The organism is Microbacterium sp. 8M (assembly GCF_902506375.1).
In the GTDB taxonomy this organism is placed as follows: domain Bacteria; phylum Actinomycetota; class Actinomycetes; order Actinomycetales; family Microbacteriaceae; genus Microbacterium.
Window position 1 is genome coordinate 3,620,260 of sequence record NZ_LR733284.1, and the last position, 15,779, is coordinate 3,636,038.

12 protein-coding genes are annotated in these 15,779 nt (G+C 73.5%); 4 read left to right on the plus strand and 8 right to left on the minus strand.

The genetic code is table 11. The features are described from left to right. Window positions 1-161: 161 nt before the first annotated feature. The 3 genes from AERO9AM_RS17025 to AERO9AM_RS17035 all read right to left on the minus strand — a co-directional run bounded on the left by AERO9AM_RS17025 (window position 162) and on the right by AERO9AM_RS17035 (window position 4,265). Window positions 162-2,273: an iron ABC transporter permease gene (locus AERO9AM_RS17025; RefSeq protein ID WP_159577613.1), complete on the minus strand. Its 2,112-nt coding sequence runs from the start codon at window positions 2,271-2,273 to the stop codon at window positions 162-164. Window positions 2,274-2,292: 19 nt separating this feature from the next. Then, a complete protein-coding gene (locus AERO9AM_RS17030) occupies window positions 2,293-3,318 on the minus strand; it encodes an iron-siderophore ABC transporter substrate-binding protein (protein WP_159577219.1) in 1,026 nt (341 codons plus the stop codon). A gap of 71 nt (window positions 3,319-3,389) precedes the next feature. After that, window positions 3,390-4,265 carry an ABC transporter ATP-binding protein gene (locus tag AERO9AM_RS17035; RefSeq protein ID WP_159577220.1) on the minus strand — a complete coding sequence of 292 codons (876 nt, stop codon included), beginning with the start codon at window positions 4,263-4,265 and terminating at the stop codon, window positions 3,390-3,392. Between the two features lie 29 nt (window positions 4,266-4,294). Between AERO9AM_RS17035 and AERO9AM_RS17040 the strand changes: the two genes are divergently transcribed. Next, a complete protein-coding gene (locus tag AERO9AM_RS17040) occupies window positions 4,295-5,233 on the plus strand; it encodes a siderophore-interacting protein (protein WP_159577221.1) in 939 nt (312 codons plus the stop codon). Window positions 5,234-5,276: 43 nt separating this feature from the next. Here the strand turns inward: AERO9AM_RS17040 and AERO9AM_RS17045 are convergent, their stop codons facing one another. Beyond that, entirely contained in the window at window positions 5,277-6,509 is a 1,233-nt protein-coding gene (locus AERO9AM_RS17045; protein ID WP_159577222.1) for a beta-ketoacyl-[acyl-carrier-protein] synthase family protein, read from the minus strand. Window positions 6,510-6,578: 69 nt separating this feature from the next. On the opposite strand from AERO9AM_RS17045, the gene AERO9AM_RS17050 reads away from it, so the two are divergent. Continuing rightward, on the plus strand, window positions 6,579-7,181 hold the full coding sequence (locus AERO9AM_RS17050; RefSeq protein ID WP_159577223.1) for a TetR/AcrR family transcriptional regulator C-terminal domain-containing protein: 603 nt from the start codon (window positions 6,579-6,581) through the stop codon (window positions 7,179-7,181). Window positions 7,182-7,223: 42 nt separating this feature from the next. Here AERO9AM_RS17050 and AERO9AM_RS17055 read toward each other — a convergent pair whose 3' ends face one another. From AERO9AM_RS17055 to AERO9AM_RS17065, 3 genes are all read right to left on the minus strand, one after another. After that, window positions 7,224-8,027 carry a carboxymuconolactone decarboxylase family protein gene (locus AERO9AM_RS17055; protein ID WP_159577224.1) on the minus strand — a complete coding sequence of 268 codons (804 nt, stop codon included), beginning with the start codon at window positions 8,025-8,027 and terminating at the stop codon, window positions 7,224-7,226. A gap of 268 nt (window positions 8,028-8,295) precedes the next feature. Beyond that, the gene (locus AERO9AM_RS17650) at window positions 8,296-11,136 is read right to left on the minus strand and encodes a helix-turn-helix transcriptional regulator (protein ID WP_159577225.1); all 2,841 of its coding nucleotides are present in this window, start codon (window positions 11,134-11,136) and stop codon (window positions 8,296-8,298) included. Window positions 11,137-11,489: 353 nt separating this feature from the next. Further along, a complete protein-coding gene (locus AERO9AM_RS17065) occupies window positions 11,490-11,891 on the minus strand; it encodes a hypothetical protein (RefSeq protein ID WP_159577226.1) in 402 nt (133 codons plus the stop codon). Between the two features lie 228 nt (window positions 11,892-12,119). On the opposite strand from AERO9AM_RS17065, the gene AERO9AM_RS17070 reads away from it, so the two are divergent. Next, window positions 12,120-13,157 carry an FUSC family protein gene (locus AERO9AM_RS17070; RefSeq protein ID WP_159577227.1) on the plus strand — a complete coding sequence of 346 codons (1,038 nt, stop codon included), beginning with the start codon at window positions 12,120-12,122 and terminating at the stop codon, window positions 13,155-13,157. A 30-nt stretch (window positions 13,158-13,187) separates the two neighbouring features. Here AERO9AM_RS17070 and AERO9AM_RS17075 read toward each other — a convergent pair whose 3' ends face one another. Then, entirely contained in the window at window positions 13,188-14,951 is a 1,764-nt protein-coding gene (locus AERO9AM_RS17075) for a glycoside hydrolase family 35 protein (RefSeq protein WP_159577228.1), read from the minus strand. 85 nt (window positions 14,952-15,036) lie between these two features. Here AERO9AM_RS17075 and AERO9AM_RS17080 point away from each other — a divergent pair, with 85 nt between their 5' ends. After that, the gene (locus tag AERO9AM_RS17080; RefSeq protein ID WP_159577229.1) at window positions 15,037-15,699 is read left to right on the plus strand and encodes a DNA alkylation repair protein; all 663 of its coding nucleotides are present in this window, start codon (window positions 15,037-15,039) and stop codon (window positions 15,697-15,699) included. The last annotated feature ends 80 nt before the right edge of the window (window positions 15,700-15,779 follow it).

Below are 15,779 nucleotides of genomic sequence, written 5' to 3' on the forward strand. Positions count from 1 at the left end.
CCTCCGGCCCTGGCCCCCTCCGGCCGGACCGCCCCTCCGGGTCGCCGTTCCTCCTCGCTCAGGTCGCAGAAACTGCTCCAACGGCTGGCGCATGGAGCAGTTTTTGCGACCTGAGCCCGTGTTCGCGGCGCCGAGGTGCCGCAGCGCCCGCGGGCGGGCGCTCACACGTCGCGGGACCGCCACAGCAGCCACACGAAGTACGGCGCGCCGAGCAGCGCCACCACGAGGCCGGCCGGCAGCTGCGCGGGCGCGATGACCGTGCGCCCCACCGCGTCGGCGACGCCGACCATCGCCGCGCCGAGCAGCACGGCGACCGGGACGACCCTGGCGTGCCGCGCGCCGACCAGGGCGCGTGCGGCATGCGGTGCGACGAGGCCGACGAAGCCGATCACCCCGACCGCCACCACGCTGAACCCGGCGAGCAGCGCGGCCACGCCGAGGATCAGCAGGCGGGAGCGCTCCAGACGCACGCCGAGAAGGCGCGGCGAGTCCTCGTCGAGGGCGAGCAGATCCAGCTCCCGCGAGCGCATCAGCACCACCGGCAGCGCGATCGCGAGCACGACGGCGAGCGGCACGATCTGCTCCCAGATCCGGCCGTACGTGGTGCCGCTGAGCCAGGTGTAGATCTTCGGGGTGTCGAAGGGGCTGCTGCGCAGCAGCACGAACGAGGTGAGCGCGACGGCGGCTGAGGACACGCCGATCCCGATGAGGATGAAGCGGTCGGCGCTGAGCCCGCCGCGCCAGGAGAGCAGGTACACGAGGGCGAACGCGCCGAGCGCGCCCACGACGGCCGCCACGAGCATTCCGGCGGTCGACGCGGCCGCACCGGTGACCACGAGCACGGCGCCGAGCCCGGCACCCCCGGTGATGCCCAGCAGACCGGGATCCGCGAGCGGGTTGCGGCTCACGGCCTGGGTGAGGCATCCGGCGAGCGCGAGGGCCGCCCCGGCCGTCACGGCGGCGAGGACGCGCGGCGCGCGCTCGTCGAGGGCGAAGGCGATCTGCGCGGGCGCGCTCCCCTGCAGCCACAGCAGCACGTCGCCGGTGAGCAGCGGGGTAGCGCCCAGCAGCAGCCCGGCGATGACGGCGGCGACCACCAGCACGGCGGAGACCGCGGCCACCAGGCGGAAGCGCCACGGCCCGCGCACCCCGGACCGGAGCGACGGCGGTCGCCGCGTGGGTCCGGAGTCGCGCAGACGCCGCGCCATCGCCACGAGCACGACCGCTCCGAGCAGCGTGGTGGCGACGCCCGTGGGCACCGCGATAGCCCCCTCGGCACCGACGATCAGCCGCAGCAGCGCATCGGCGAGGATCACCACCAGTGCGCCGAGGAGCCCGGACGCCGGCAGCAGCAGCGCGTGCTTCCCGAGCCCCGGCACGATCCGCACCAGCAGCCGCGCGAGCACCGGCGCGCACAGGCCGACGAAGCCGAGGGGGCCGGCGAGGGTGACCGCGGTCGCGGTCAGCACCACGGACAGCAGGATCCCGATGACGCGCGTGGACCGGATCCGCACGCCGAGGGTCGACGCCAGGTCGTCGCCGAGCGCGAGCACGTCGAGCCGCCGGGCGAGCAGGGCCGCCAGCGCCCCCGCGACGACGACCACGGGAGCCGCCCGCAGGAACGCCTCGATGCCGAGCTGCGAAAGGCTGCCGCTGCCCCAGGCGAGCAGGCCCTTGGTGCGCTCGCTGAACAGGATGAGCAGCGCCGAGGTCGCCGCCTGGAAGGCGAGCGCGAGGGCGGATCCGGCGAGCACGAGGCGGGTCGTGGAGGATCCGGCGCCTCCGGCGAGGCCCAGCACGACCGCCGCGGCGAGCAGGCCGCCGGCGAAGGCGACCACCCCCGACGCCCAGAACGGCAGGGAGATCCCGAAGGCGGCCACGACGGTGACCGCGAGGTAGGCGCCCGCGGTCACGCCGAGGGTGTCGGGGGACGCCAGGGCGTTGCGCGCCAGCGACTGCATCAGCAGGCCCGCGATGCCCAGCGCCATGCCGACGGTCACCCCGGCAGCGAGCCGCGGCAGCCGCGATCCGAGCAGGATCTCGGGCTCCGCCCAGCCCGCACCGCTCGTGCCCTGGGTGAGGTGCCAGGCCGCGGCCGCGACCAGGGCGAGCACGAGCAGGATGAGCACGCCGGCGGCGCCGAGGGAGGCCCGGACGGCGGTCGCCGGGCTGGCGCCCGGATCTCCGGTCGCCCGTGCGTCCGCGCCCGCCTCGGCGTCGCCTGTCGATGCGGCTGCCGCCGTCGCGGCGCCCTCGGCCTCCCGCACCCGCATCGCGCTCACCGGATCCGGTTCACTTGCCGAAGACGTCGACGTAGGCGTCGGCGATGCGCTCCGCGGAACGCGGTCCGCCGAAGGTCCAGATCCCAGTCGGGAACGCGTGCACCCGCTTCTCCTTCACCGCCGGGATCGCCGCCCATGCCGGGTTCTTCGCGGCCGCCGCCATGAAGCTCGTGCCGTCGGGGTCGTCGGTGCCGGTGTGCAGCAGGGTGGCGGATCCGATCGTCGTCATCCCCTCGATGTCGGTGCTGCCGAGCCCGTACGCCGGGTCGGTCTCGCCCTTCCACACATTGGTCAGACCGAGCTCCGCGCCGATGGCGCCGATGAGCGAACCGGTGCCGAACGGGCGCAGCGATACCGTGCCGCCGTCGACCCAGCCGTCGATGTAGACGAAGTCGGTGGTCGCGGGCTTCGCCGCGGCGACGGTCTGCGCGGCCTTGTCGAGGTGGTCGTCGAGCTCGGCCGCCACGGCCTTCGCGCGCTCGGTGCGGCCGGTCGCCTGCGCGATGAGGTCGAAGGTCGCGAGCATCTGCTTCAGCGGATCCTTGGCATCGGCCCCGATCGTCGCGAGCACGGGAACCCCGTACTTCTCGAGCTGCCCGATGATCGCGTCGTCGCGGGTCTGCGCCTCGACGATGACGAGGTCGGGCTTCGTCTGGAACAGCGCGTCGAGATTCGGCTCCTGTCGCGTGCCCACGTCCTTCACGCCGGCGGGCAGCTCCACCGACGTGTCCCACTGGCGGTAGCCGGCCGCATCGGCGACGGCGACGGGCGTCACGCACAGTGTCAGCGCGTCCTCGACCTGCTGCCACTCCAGCACGGCCACGCGCTGGGCGGGCTTGTCGAGCTTCACGGTGCGGCCGATCGCGTCGGTCAGGGTGACCGGACCGGTGGCGGTGGTCGTCGTATCGGCGGCGCACTCCGCGCTGGCGGAAGGGGCCGCGCTGCCGGCGGGGGCGGCCACCGAGGTGGTGCCGCAGCCGGCGAGGGCGAGCGTGGTCGCGGCGAGCAGCGAGGCGAGGACGAGGGGCTTGCGCATGGTTCTCCTGGGTCGGGGTCGTCGGGGATCGGGCGCGACGGGTCGGATCCCGCACGCGGGGGTCGAGGCGGTCAGGCGGGTTGCGGAACCGGCGTGCGGCGGGCGCCGCGCCGGCCGCGCGGGAACACGCGCACCCGGCCGTCGTCGTCGACCGCGGTGTCGATGCGCAGCCCGTAGGCCGCGGACAGGTTCTCGGAGGTGAGCACCTCCGCGGGGGTGCCTTCGGCGCGCACCCGGCCGGCGTGCAGCAGCACCACGCGGTCGGCGACTGCGGCGGCGTGGTCGAGGTCGTGCAGCACGACGCCCAGCGCGGTGCCGGCGTCCGCCAGATCGCGGATCAGGTCGAGCGTCTCGATCTGATAGCGCAGGTCGAGATGATTCGTGGGCTCGTCCAGCAGCAGGATCGGGGTGGTCTGCGCGAGCGCCGTCGCCAGCCAGACGCGCTGCAGCTCGCCACCGGAGAGCTCGTCCACGGGACGGGCCGCCATCGCGGCGAGGCCGGTGAGCGCGAGAGCGCGGTCGATCGCCGCCCGGTCGTCGTCGCGCAGGCCGGAGAACCGTCCGCGGTGCGGATGGCGGCCGAACGCGACGACGTCGCGCACCTCCAGGCCCGAGGGATGCGGTCGCGACTGCGACAGCATCGCCACGGTCCGGGCGAACTCGCGGGCGTCCAGCACCGCGGCGTCGCGCGCCCCCTCGGCGTGCTCGATCCGCACCGTGCCCGCGCGCAGCCGGTGCAGGCGGGCGATGGCACGGAGCGCCGTCGACTTGCCGCTGCCGTTGGGGCCGATGAGCGCCGTCACGGATCCGGGACGCAGTGTCAGGGCCACGTCGTGCACGACCGGCGTGCGGCCGTAGTCGAGCGCCAGGCCGTGTGCCGCAAGACCCGCCGCGGGGACCGGCGACGGGCGACCGGAGGATCCGTGGTGCGTGCTCTGATTGGTCACGTTAGGGAAGCCTAACCTATTCTGGACGCATGACCCATCACCCCTACCGGACGTATCGGACCACCGTCGCGCGTTGCGAGCAGCTGTCGCCGCACTTCCTCCGGGTGACGCTGACCGGCCCCGATCTCGTCCATTTCGGCACCGCGGGCCTCGATCAGAGGATCAAGCTCGTGCTGCCGCTGCCCGACGGATCCTTCACCGACGTCGGCCAGTTCGACGAGTCGGTCGGCATGCTGGAGTGGTATCGGCGGTGGCGAGAACTTCCCGATGAGACGCGGAACCCGATCCGCACCTACACGGTCCGCGCGGTGCGTCCCGACGCGCGCGAGATCGACGTCGACTTCGTGCTGCACGGCACCGAGGGGCCGGCGTCGGCGTGGGCCTCGGCTGCAACGCCCGGCGCCCCGCTGGTCGTGATCGGCCCCGACGGACGCGCGAGCGAGACCGGGGGACTCGAGTGGAGCCCGGGCGACGCCACCTCGGTGCTCCTCGCCGGCGACGAGACCGCGGTGCCGGCGATCTGCGCGATCGTGGAGTCGCTGCCCGGGCACATGAGCGGATCCGTCTACATCGAGGTGCCCACGGAAGCCGACGCACTGCCGCTCGCTGCGCCCGCCGGGGTCGACGTGACCTGGCTGGCCCGCGGCGGCACTCCGCACGGGCTGCGGCTGAGCGCGGCCGTGCACGCGTGGGGCGAGACGCGCGCCGCGGCGGCGCCTCATGCGACCGCCGGTGAGGCGACTCTTCCGGCGGCCGGCGACGAGGGCGCCGAGCTCGCGGACCCGGATGAGGACGAGGTGCTGTGGGAGGTGCCCGAGGCGGCGAGCGGATCCTGCTACGCGTGGCTCGCCGGCGAGGCCTCGACGATCACCGCGCTGCGCCGGCATCTCGTGCGCGACCTCGGCATCGACCGCCGCTCCATCGCGTTCATGGGCTACTGGCGCCGGGGGCGGGCCGAGGCCGCCTGAGCGCGCCGCGTGCGCGCCCGTCCGGCCTGAGCGCGCCGGGTGTTCAGGCGGCCTCGCTCGTGATCACGAGGGACACGTTCTGGCCGCCGAACCCGAAGGAGTTGCTGAGCACCGCTCGCTGCGGGGCGTCGCGGCGCTCAGTGACGACATCCAGACCGACCTCCGGGTCGATCGTCTCCGGAGTGAGATTGCGCGTCGGCGGGATGACGCCGTGCTCCACGCTCAACACGGAGATGAGCGCCTCGATCGCGCCCGCCGCGCCGAAGAGGTGCCCCAGGGAGGCCTTCGGCGCGGTCACCGGAATCCGGCCGAACACCTCCCGGATCGCGAGGGCCTCCGCGGTGTCGCCGACGGGCGTGCCGGTCGCGTGCGCATTGACGTGAGCGACGGCGGCGGGCGACAGGCCCGCCTGCGCCAGGGCCTTGCGCATGGCCGAGGCCTGCCCCGACCCATCGGGCGCGGGGGCCGTCAGGTGATGCGCGTCCGCCGCGATGCCGGCGCCCGCGATCACCGCGTGCACCCGGGCTCCGCGCGCGGCCGCGTGCGCCGCGCTCTCGAGCACCAGGATCGCTGCCCCCTCCCCGAGCACGAATCCGCTCCGGTCGGCCGCGAACGGGCGCGAGGCGGACGCCGGATCCCCCGCGTGGTGCGACAGCGAGCGCGCCTGCTTGAACCCGGCGATCGTGAGGGGCGTGATGGCAGCCTCGGTTCCGCCGGCGATCACGACGTCCGCCTCACCCGCGCGGATCAGCCGCGCGCCCATCGCGATCGCCTCGGCGCCGGACGAGCACGCGGAGACGGGCGTGTACGCGCCTGCCCTGGCGTCATAGGCGATGCTGACCAGGGCCGCGGCCGCGTTCGGCATGAGCATCGGCACCGTGCGCGGGGACACCCGGCGCGCCCCGGACTGCTCCAGCACGTCGTCCTCGCGCAGCAGGGTCTCGACTCCGCCGATGCCGGTGCCGATCGCCGAGGCGAGCCGATCCGGGTCCACGGCGGGAGCGCCGGCATCCGCCCACGCCTCGGCGGCGGCCGCGAGCGCAGCCTGCTGTGACCGATCCAGCCGCTTGGCCTGCACCGCGGGGAGAAGAGTCGCCGGATCGACGGCCATCGTCCCGGCGGGGACCGCGGACAGCACGGCGTCCTCGGTCCCGGCGAGCACATCACCGCGGATCCCGGACCGGCCTTCCAGGAGCGCGTCCCAGGTCGACGGCACGTCGCCGCCGAGCGGCGTGATCGCTCCGAGCCCCGTCACGACGACGTCGATCTCACTCATCGGATCCCTCATCCCATTCTTGTATGCGATACAACCAACCGTCCTAGTTGTATCACATACAATGAGGCCATGGCTCGATCGGTGGTGACGGACGACGCACGCGTCCCCCGTGCCGAGCGCGCCCGCTCGACCCGCAGGGCGATCATCGAGGCCGCCGCCCGGCTCGGGCGGGAGCGCTCAGGCGGACAGCTGAGCGTCGCCGAGATCGCGCAGGCGGCCGGCGTCTTCCCGAACCAGATCACCTACCATTTCGGATCCAAGGATTCGCTCCTCGTCCATGCCGCCTTCCTCGGACTCCTGCACGACACCCGCCGGATCGAGCGCGTGGGGCATCAGGCCGCGGACGCGGAGACGTTCCGGCGCAACATCGCGCGCGTGGTCCTCGCCCTCCCCTCACTCCCCCTGGTGGCCGGGGCGCTCGCGCTCGGAATCGGCAGGAGCGACCTCGCACCCGTGATCAACCGTCACCTGCAGCTGCTGTTCCGCCAGTCGGAGCGCTTCCTGCGTGCGCTCAGCAACGACCGCGGGTGGCACATCGAGCGTCCGCTCGCTCAGGAGGCCCGGACGTTCTGGAGCACCGCGCTGGGTGGCGCCCTGCTCGCGCAGGCGGGAGTGCAGGGGTCGACGGCCGATCTCGATCTCGCGGGCACGCTGACGATCCGCGAACGCTAGACCGCACCGCCAGCCGGCGATCCCCGGGCTGCCATCGCGACGTCAGAGCGCCTTCACCGCGCGAATGGCGGCAACCGTCCGTGGGAAGCCGATGTACGGGAAGCACTGCACGAGCGCGGCGACCACCTCGGTCTTGGAGTTGCCGACCTCGATGCAGGCGCGCCCGTGCGGACCGAGCTGCGCGGCCGTGTCGCCCATCGCCGTCAGCGCGCACAGCACCAACAGCTCCCGCTGAGCGAGCGTCAGCCCGCCCCGGGTGTAGAAGTCGCCGAAGCAGAACTCGGTGAGGAAGCGCGGCAGCGCCTCGGCGAACGGAGCGGGCAGGTCGGCGAGATTGTCGGCGATCTCCGTGCCGTACAGCGGCGCCTGGATCGCCAGGCCTTTGGCCGTCCTATCCTCATCGGTCACGGTCCCCTGTTGCGGCAGCGGCAATGCGATCTCGCGCTCACGGAAGACCTCGTTGACCACGGCGATCGCGTTGAGCGTGTAGGGGAACCCGATGAACGGGGCGAGCTGGTAGACCGCCTCCCGCAGCTGCACGGGTTCGACTCCGACGTTCAAGGCGGCGGCTGCGTGCGCCCTCAGCTGCGGCAGCGCCTGCAAGCAGGCCAGCACGGTGACCGTGACCAGCTCGCGGGTGCGGTCGTCGAGGACGCCGGTGCCGAACACGTCCCCGAAGATGAAGCCGCGCAGGATCGCCATCAGCTCAGGGTCGTCGGCGGGCACCGTGGTGTCGCGCGGGCCGAACAGCCGCTCGTAGACCTCCTCGGCCGCTGCTGCGCGTGAGCCCGCGCTCGCGCCGCCTGCGCTCGCGTCATCGGTGCCCGAAACGTCGTTCTCCGCCATGTCGGATCCTCTCCTCAGCCTCGTCGGTGCCGGATCACCGTCCCGTGTCGCCGCCACCCTACGCCCACGGGGGCGATCCCCGGGCCGGTCGATCCTGAGCTCCGTGGGCGCGTACGGGACCCACACGCACCCACCGCAAACAGTCCAGGACGTGTGCGCTCTCGATCCGTCCCTGATCTTCTTTCCCCGAGCGCTCCGAAGGATCCCTCGCCCCCGCGGCCGAGGTGCTGCTGCTCGGCACGCTCGCCGCTGAGCGACGACGCCCTGCTCAGCGCACGCGCTGGGCGACCGCGGCCTCGGTGCGCGACGAGACGCCGAGCTTGCGCAGGATCGCGGAGACGTGCACGCTCGCAGTCTTGCCGCTGATGAAGAGCCGCTCCCCGATCTGCCGGTTGCTGAGCCCCTCCGCGATGAGCTCGAGCACCTGCTGCTCGCGCGCGGTGAGCTCGACGCTCTCCGCCACGTGGGCACGAGACGACGCCCGGTTCAGTCCGGCCGCCTCGATGAACTCCGCCGTGCGGCGGCGCAGCCGATCGTGCCCCAGGGCCTCCGCGACGGCGGCGGCTTCGGCAGCCGCGTCGAACGCGGCCGTGCGGTCTCCCGCCGCGACCAGGGCCCTCGCCCGCTCGAGCCGCACGACCACCCGGAACACGGCCGGAACGTCCTCCTCGTCGGCCGCGGACTCGGCCGCAGCCAGCCGGTCCGCGTCGCCGTCGAGAAGCGCGATGAGCACCGTGCCCCAGTGCGGCTGCTGCAGCTCCGCCGGCAGCATCGCCCAACCGTCGCGCACCAGCGCGGCCGTCGAAACGGCGAGATCATCGTGACCGTCGGCGCGCAGATCGGCCACCACCCTTCCGCCCTCGAGCAGGATCCGGCCGAGCATCGCGAGTCGGATCCCTGGGTCCTCGATCACGGCGCGCAGTTCCGCGGCCGCCCGCACCGAGTCGCCCAGACCGAGCGCGATGAGGATCTCCACGTCATGCAGCGAGTACCAGACCTGCCGCTCGACCGCGGCGACGCCTTCGGCGATCGCCCGCCACTCGCTGAGCATGCGCACGGCCTCATCCATCTCGCCGCGCCACACCAGCGCCCGGATCCGCGACATCGTCGAGTACATCCGGAAGACCTGGAGCGTGCGCACGGTGAGATCGCGCGCGGAGATCTCCTCGACTCTGTCGATCTCGCCGAGTTCGAGGAGCGGCTCGACCATGTTGTGCGACAGGATGGCGCCAGAGGAGCGCTCGACGCCGAGGGTGCGCGCGTGCGCGACGCCGGCCTCCGCCACCTCCACGGCCTCGCGGAAGCGGCCGAGCATGTTCAGGCTGTCCGCGAAGTTCACCCGGTACCGCAGCTGCGCGTCGTGGTCGACCGCGTGCTCCCAGGAGAGCCGGAAGTCGGCCAGGCCCGCCTCGACCTCGCCGAGATGGATCCGGCTGCAGCCGCGAAGGTTCGCCGCGACCGACATGACATTGTCGAATCCGATCGACTCCGCCATCCGAAAGGCCTCGTCGGCGGTCGCGACGGCGTCCTCGAGCCGGCCGCTGATGAGATAGCGCCCCGCGAGATATCCGAGCAGCGAGGCTCGCAGCCTCTCCTGCCCTGGCTCCGTCTCGATGAGCGCGAGCGCCTCGCGGAAGAGATCGATGGATCCACTCCGGCCCAGGTTCTGCAGGTAGAGCGCCTTGTCCCGCAGGAGCCGGGCGTGCACGGACGGCTCGACCGTCGCCGGGTCGATCTCGGCGAGCGCGAGCGAGACGACGGCGAGAGCGCGCTCCCCATCGCCGCCGTTGCGCAGGATCGATCCCACCTGGGCGAGCAGTGGGATCCGTTCGATCCCTGCCACCTCGGCGGCGTCCGGCACCTGATCCCACAGCTCGAGCGCGAGCTCGCCGAACCGCGCGGCGGTGGAGAAGGCGTAGCTGTTCTTGGCCTCGCGCATCGCGGTGACGGCCGCCGCGAGCGCGCGCGGATAGTCGTGCGAACGGTGCCAGTGGAAGGCGAGCGTCGACGGCGCGCCCCCGGCGTTCTCGAGCGCGTCGGCGTACGCCCAGTGCAGGCGCGCACGCTCGCCGGGGAGCAGGTCGTCGTGCACGGCCTCGCGCAGCAGCGCGTGCCGGAAACCGTAGCTCTCCCGGTCGGACACCCCGATGATGCCGGCGCCCATCGCCTCGCGGAGGGCCTCGTCCAGCCGCTCCTCGCCGAAGCCGGCCAAGGTCGCGAGGAGATCGTGCGAGATGGCGCCGTCGGATCCGGAGGCGACCCGCACCACCCGCTTGGCGTCATCGCTCAGAGCGTCGAACCGGGCGAGCAGCACGTCGCGCAGCGTGTCGGGCATCGGCCCCTGCACGTTGCACAGCAGTTCCTCGACGAAGAACGGCACGCCCTCGCTGCGCTCCATGAGCCGGGCGAGTGCGGCGTCGTCGATGGCGCCGCGCAACCCGAGCACGAGATCGCGCACCGCGATCGCGTCGAGGCGCTCGAGCGTCACCCGGTCGAGGAGACGGGCCCGCTCCGCCTCGGCGAGGAACGCGCGCACCTCGCCGCCGCGGCGCACCTCGTCGATACGGCAGGTGAGCAGGAAGAGCACCCGGCGCCCGGCGAGCGCCCGCAGCAGGAACGACAGCATCGACAGCGTCGCCGCGTCGGCCCAGTGCAGGTCTTCCACGACCACCACCACGGGCCGGACCGCCGCCGCTGCCTCGAGCAGGTTCGCGATCGTCTCGCGCAGCCCCTCGGGGCGGATCGCGGAGCGGTCGACCGGAGAGGTCGCGCGCTCGGGCAGGAGCAGCTGCAGGGAGTCGCGCGCCGGCCCCGCCGCCTCGTCGGCACGGTCGCCGAGCTCGTCGATCACGGCGCGCAGGATCGCCGGCAGCGGACCGAACGGCGCGGGCGTGGAGCCGTAGTCGAGGCACCAGCCGGTGAGCACGGTCGCCTCGCCGGCGACGCGGCGACGGAACTCCGCGGTCAGCCGGGACTTGCCGATCCCCGCCTCACCGCCGACGAGCACCGACGCGTTCTCGCCGTCGGCGGCGCGGCGCAGGGCCTCGTCGAGGAGGGCGAGTTCGGCATCGCGCCCGACCATGGCGGGGGACGTGGTGGCGAGGGACATGACTTCATCGTGCCACCTGCCACGGACATCCGGCGCGGTCGCGACGACGCCGCCGCCCTGAGCAGAGAGGACACAGGCGAGGTCCGCCCCCGCGGGCTCCGGGCAGGCTACGGAAGAGCCTCCCGGCGCGGGACCCTGGGTCGGACCCGGAGCCGGGAGGCTCTTCTTCGGTGCGGATGGATCTGCGGGGGACGGTGCGACGCCGCCGGACGCGGGCGGCTCCGGCGGGGTGCTCCCCGAGGCGGGCGGTTCCGGCCCGAGCGCCGGGGCTGACGGCTCGTTCCCCGGTGCCGGCGGTTCGCGCCTGAGCGCCGGGGCAGACGGCTCGGCGGACGCGCCGCCGGCTGCGCCCGTCACGCCGCGTGCGAGGCGCAGCCGACCAGCTCGCGGTCGCGCACCTCGTCCGCCGCGCGATCCGTGGCGACGCTCGCCGACGCGGGCTCCGCCAGCGGCGCCGCCGATGCGACGGCCGGTGCCGCGGGGCGCTCGACCGGTGCCGCGGGCGCGGCGTCCTGGGCAGGCTCGGCGGGGCGGGCAGCAGCAGCGGGCACCGCGGGGGCGTCCGACGCCGTGCGCGCGGTGGTCGAGGTGCCGGCGCTCGCCTGCAGGCGGCGCAGCGCGCGGCGCAGGATCCCGTCGCGGCGCACGATCTGATCGGCGTGCTCGGCCATCATCCGCGCGCGCTCCGCGCGGACCGCCGCCTGCTCGATCTCGAGGGTCGTGATGCGGTAGCTCATCGAGGGGTGCATGGTCATGATCTCTCCTTCTCCGGTACTCAAACACTCGTCGCTAAGGCACCCCGCCCCCATCGGGCAGATGCCCTATCTTCCGCAGCCCGCGCCTCAGATCCCGCACCCGACCCCACCTCAGATCCGCACCGTTCCCGCCTCAGATCGGGACGGATCCCGCCTCAGCCGCGGATCCGGCCACCGCACCAGACCGACGCCCCAGCGCCGCACAGGGTGCCGGACTACCGTGGAAGCATGCGTCCGCTCGCCGCCCTCCGCGCCAGCCGGCGCGCGCCCCTGGTCCAGGTGGCGAAGTCGGCGGCGGCCACGATCGCGGCCTGGCTCATCGCCGGCTGGCTCGTGCCGGGGCACCTGCCCGTGTTCGCCGCGATCGCGGCGCTGCTCGTGGTGCAGCCCAGCGTCAACCAGTCCTTCGCCAAGGCCCTGGAGCGCAGCATCGGCGTCATCGCCGGCGTCGTGATCGCGGTGCTGCTGAGCCTCGCGCTCGGCGGACTCAGCTGGGTCGTACTGCTCGCCGTCGTGGTCGCGATGGTCGTGGCGTGGTCGTTCAAGGCCACCCCGGGCACCGCGAACCAGGTCGCCATCTCCGCGATGCTCGTGCTGGCGCTGGGCTCCGCGAGCCCGGACTACGCCGTCGACCGGATCCTGGAGACGCTCATCGGCGCGGCGATCGGCTTCGTGGTGAACGTGCTCGTGGTGCCGCCGGTGCTCGTCGAGCCGGCCCGGCGCGACCTGGCGCTGCTCGGCGGAGAGCTGGCGGCGACTCTCGACCGGCTCGGTGACGCGGTGCTCGGCGAGCAGCGCCCCGAGCGCCGGCAGGAGCTCATGCTCGAGGCGCGCCTGCTGCGCCCCATGCGGGACTCCGCCGACGCCGCGCTCAGCGCCGCGGAGGAGTCGCTCACACTGAACCCTCGAGGATCCCGCCACCGCGCGGAGCTCGCCGCGATGCGCGCGCTGCTGGAGCGCCTCAGCCCGATCGTGACCCAGGTGATCGGGATGACCCGGGCCTACGTCGACCAGTACGACGAGACGCTGCCCGCGGAGCCGGCCGTCCCGGCGATCGCCGACCAGCTGCACCGCGCGGGACACGACGTGCGGCTCGCGGTCCAGCTCGCCGAGGTCGACCCCGAGCCCGAGGCGCTCACGTCGGCGATCCCCGCGCTCACCTCGCCGCTCGACATCCGGCCGCCCTCCTCGCGGAACTGGGTGCTGATCGGATCCCTCACGGAGGACCTGCGCCGGATCCGGGCGGGCCTGCGCGACGAGTCCTGAGCTGAGAGCCCCGCACTGGGGTGGATCCGGTCAGGATCCGATGAACTCCTCCACGGGGCCGAAGTCGGGCTCCTCGCGGACCTCGACCGCGGATCCGGCCGCGTCGGTGTCGAGCACGCGGATCTCGTTGCGTCCGGCGCGCCACAGCGGCGCCGGGGCGTACAGGGTCACCTGCGGGCCGACCGCACGGTTCCGGCCCAGCAGGAAGCCGTTCAGCCACACCAGCCCGTTGCCGCCGCCGGGGAAGGCGAGCCACGCGTCGGCCGGGTCGGCGACGTCGAGCACAGCCACGGCGAGGCCGTCCGCCGGCGCACCCGCCGCGCCCGGCTCGATCCCCGGGTCGGCCGGGGCAGCCTGCGGAAGGACGCGGTGGGTCCACCCGTGCGCGAAGCGGCGGCCGATCCGCACCCCGGCGAGGATGCCCTTGCGCTCCCCCGTGTGCGGGCCGTAGTTCGGCCGGCCCTGGCTCTCCACGACGAGCGTGAGCACACCGGATCCACCCGCGCCGGGCAGCTTCAGCGACCGCACGCCGTCGCGCTCCAGCACGCCCAGCCGCTCGCCGTCGAGGAAGACGACGGCCCGGTCGTGCAGCACGTCGACGGTGAGCTCTGCGCCCGCGACGTACGAGATCTCCGCCTCGTATGCGACCAGCCCGTCCTCGGCGCCGAGGTCCTCGAACGGCAACGGCATCGGCGCGGCAGCCCCGGCGGGCACCGCGCGCACCACGTCGAGCAGCGACGCCACCGGCACCAGAGGCGCCGAGGCCGCGCGCTGCCGGCGGGGTGCGTCCGGGATCGGCGGCAGGTCGCCGTCGTGGAACGGCGCGAACGCCGCCCGCAGCGCGTGGAACTTGTCGTTCAGAGTGCCGTCCTCGCCGATGGGCGCGTCGGAGTCGTAGGAGGTGACGGTCGGCTGCAGCGCGCCGTCGTGGTTCGCGCCCGCCCAGAGCCCGAAGTTCGTGCCGCCGTGCGCCATGTACAGGCTCACGGATCCGCCTGCTGCGAGCAGCTCGTCCACGGTGCCGATCATGCTCGCGGCCGAGCGCACGTGGTGGTGCTCGCCCCAGTGGTCGAACCAGCCGCCCCAGAGCTCCGCGCACAGCAGCGGCTCGCCGCGCTTGCGCAGCTTTTCCGCGAGCGCGACGCCCGTCCCGAAGGTGAACGAGCCCATCGCGCCGTCGACGCTGCCGTTGCGCACCATGTCGGCCGTGGTGCCGTCGGCCGTGGTGAGCAGCTCGACCATGCCGCGGGCACGGAGCCCGTCGCGCAGGTGCTCGAGGTAGACGCGGTCGCTCCCGAAGGATCCGTACTCGTTCTCGATCTGGATCGCCGTGATCGGTCCGCCGTGCGCGGCCTGCAGGGCGGCGAGCCGGGGGATCAGCGCGTCGTACCAGGCATCGACGGCGGCGAGGAACACCGGGTCGCTCGTGCGCAGCGCGCGAGTGCGTCCGCTGAGCCAGAACGGGATCCCGCCGTTCGACCACTCCGCGCAGATGTAGGGGCTGGGGCGCACGAACACGTCCAGCCCGACCTCGCCCGCGAGCCGGATGAACCGCTCGGCGTCGCGCCAGCCGGTGAAGTCGATCTCGCCCTCGGCCCGCTCGTGGAAGTTCCATGGGATGTAGGTGTCGACCGTGTTCGCGCCCATGGCGGCGAGGCGGCGCAGCCTGTCCTCCCACTGATCCGGATGGATCCGGAAGTAGTGCACCGCGCCCGACAGCATCCGGAAGGGCGTGCCGTGCCGGAACAGCGCACCGTCGGCGTAGGTGAGCGCGGGCGCTGCGGTGTCGGTCATGACTCTCCTGGGGTCGGCGCAATGTTTGCGTCACCATTCTCTCCCATCCGCCGGTCCGTCCGCACCTGCGCCGTAGGCTGACGGCATGTCCATCACGCTTGCCGAGGCCCTCGCCGAGCTCGCCGCCCTGGAGGATCCGAAGGCCCGGGCCATCAACGAGCGGCACGGCGATGCGCACGGTGTGAACCTCACGAAGATGCGCGGTCTCGCGAAGCGGATCGGAACGGATCCGGATCTCGCCCGCGAGCTCTGGGCGTCGGGCGACGTCGCCGGGCAGCTGCTCGGGATCCTGGTCGCGAAACCGCGCGAACTCGGCGCCGACGACCTCGACCGGATGGTGCGGGAGACCCGGAGCTCCAAGGCGCACGACTGGCTCGTCGCCTACCTCGTGAAGAAGTCGCCGCACGCGGAGGAGCTGCGCACGCGCTGGATCGACGATCCGGATCCGGACGCCAGGGCTGCCGCGTGGTCGCTCACCTCCGCGCGGGTGGCGAAGCGCCCCGAGGGGCTCGACCTCGACGGGCTGCTGGAGCGCATCGAGCGGGAGCTCGCCCACGCGCCGTCCCGCGAGCAGTGGGCGATGAACGAGACGCTGGCGTACATCGGGATCCACCATCCCGCCCTCCGCGACCGGGCGATCGAGATCGGCGAGCGACTGCAGGTGCTCGCCGACTACCCGGTGCCGCCGAACTGCACCTCTCCGTTCGCTCCGCTGTGGATCGCGGAGATGGTCCGCCGCCAGGGCTGAGCGGATCCCGGGGCTCACCGGAAACACCGCATCCTGCGCATCCGCGCAGCAGCCGTCGTGCCTTCGGGCGCCGTGGATAG

Excerpts from the sequence above, each read along its gene's own strand:
- AERO9AM_RS17055 (WP_159577224.1), bottom strand. The coding sequence starts at position 8,027 with ATGGCGGAGAACGACGTTTCGGGCACCGATGACGCGAGCGCAGGCGGC.
- AERO9AM_RS17040 (WP_159577221.1), top strand. The coding sequence starts at position 4,295 with ATGACCCATCACCCCTACCGGACGTATCGGACCACCGTCGCGCGTTGC.
- AERO9AM_RS17075 (WP_159577228.1), bottom strand. The coding sequence starts at position 14,951 with ATGACCGACACCGCAGCGCCCGCGCTCACCTACGCCGACGGTGCGCTG.
- AERO9AM_RS17080 (WP_159577229.1), top strand. The coding sequence starts at position 15,037 with ATGTCCATCACGCTTGCCGAGGCCCTCGCCGAGCTCGCCGCCCTGGAG.
- AERO9AM_RS17030 (WP_159577219.1), bottom strand. The coding sequence starts at position 3,318 with ATGCGCAAGCCCCTCGTCCTCGCCTCGCTGCTCGCCGCGACCACGCTC.
- AERO9AM_RS17045 (WP_159577222.1), bottom strand. The coding sequence starts at position 6,509 with ATGAGTGAGATCGACGTCGTCGTGACGGGGCTCGGAGCGATCACGCCG.
- AERO9AM_RS17025 (WP_159577613.1), bottom strand. The coding sequence starts at position 2,273 with ATGCGGGTGCGGGAGGCCGAGGGCGCCGCGACGGCGGCAGCCGCATCG.
- AERO9AM_RS17650 (WP_159577225.1), bottom strand. The coding sequence starts at position 11,136 with ATGTCCCTCGCCACCACGTCCCCCGCCATGGTCGGGCGCGATGCCGAA.
- AERO9AM_RS17070 (WP_159577227.1), top strand. The coding sequence starts at position 12,120 with ATGCGTCCGCTCGCCGCCCTCCGCGCCAGCCGGCGCGCGCCCCTGGTC.
- AERO9AM_RS17065 (WP_159577226.1), bottom strand. The coding sequence starts at position 11,891 with ATGACCATGCACCCCTCGATGAGCTACCGCATCACGACCCTCGAGATC.
- AERO9AM_RS17050 (WP_159577223.1), top strand. The coding sequence starts at position 6,579 with ATGGCTCGATCGGTGGTGACGGACGACGCACGCGTCCCCCGTGCCGAG.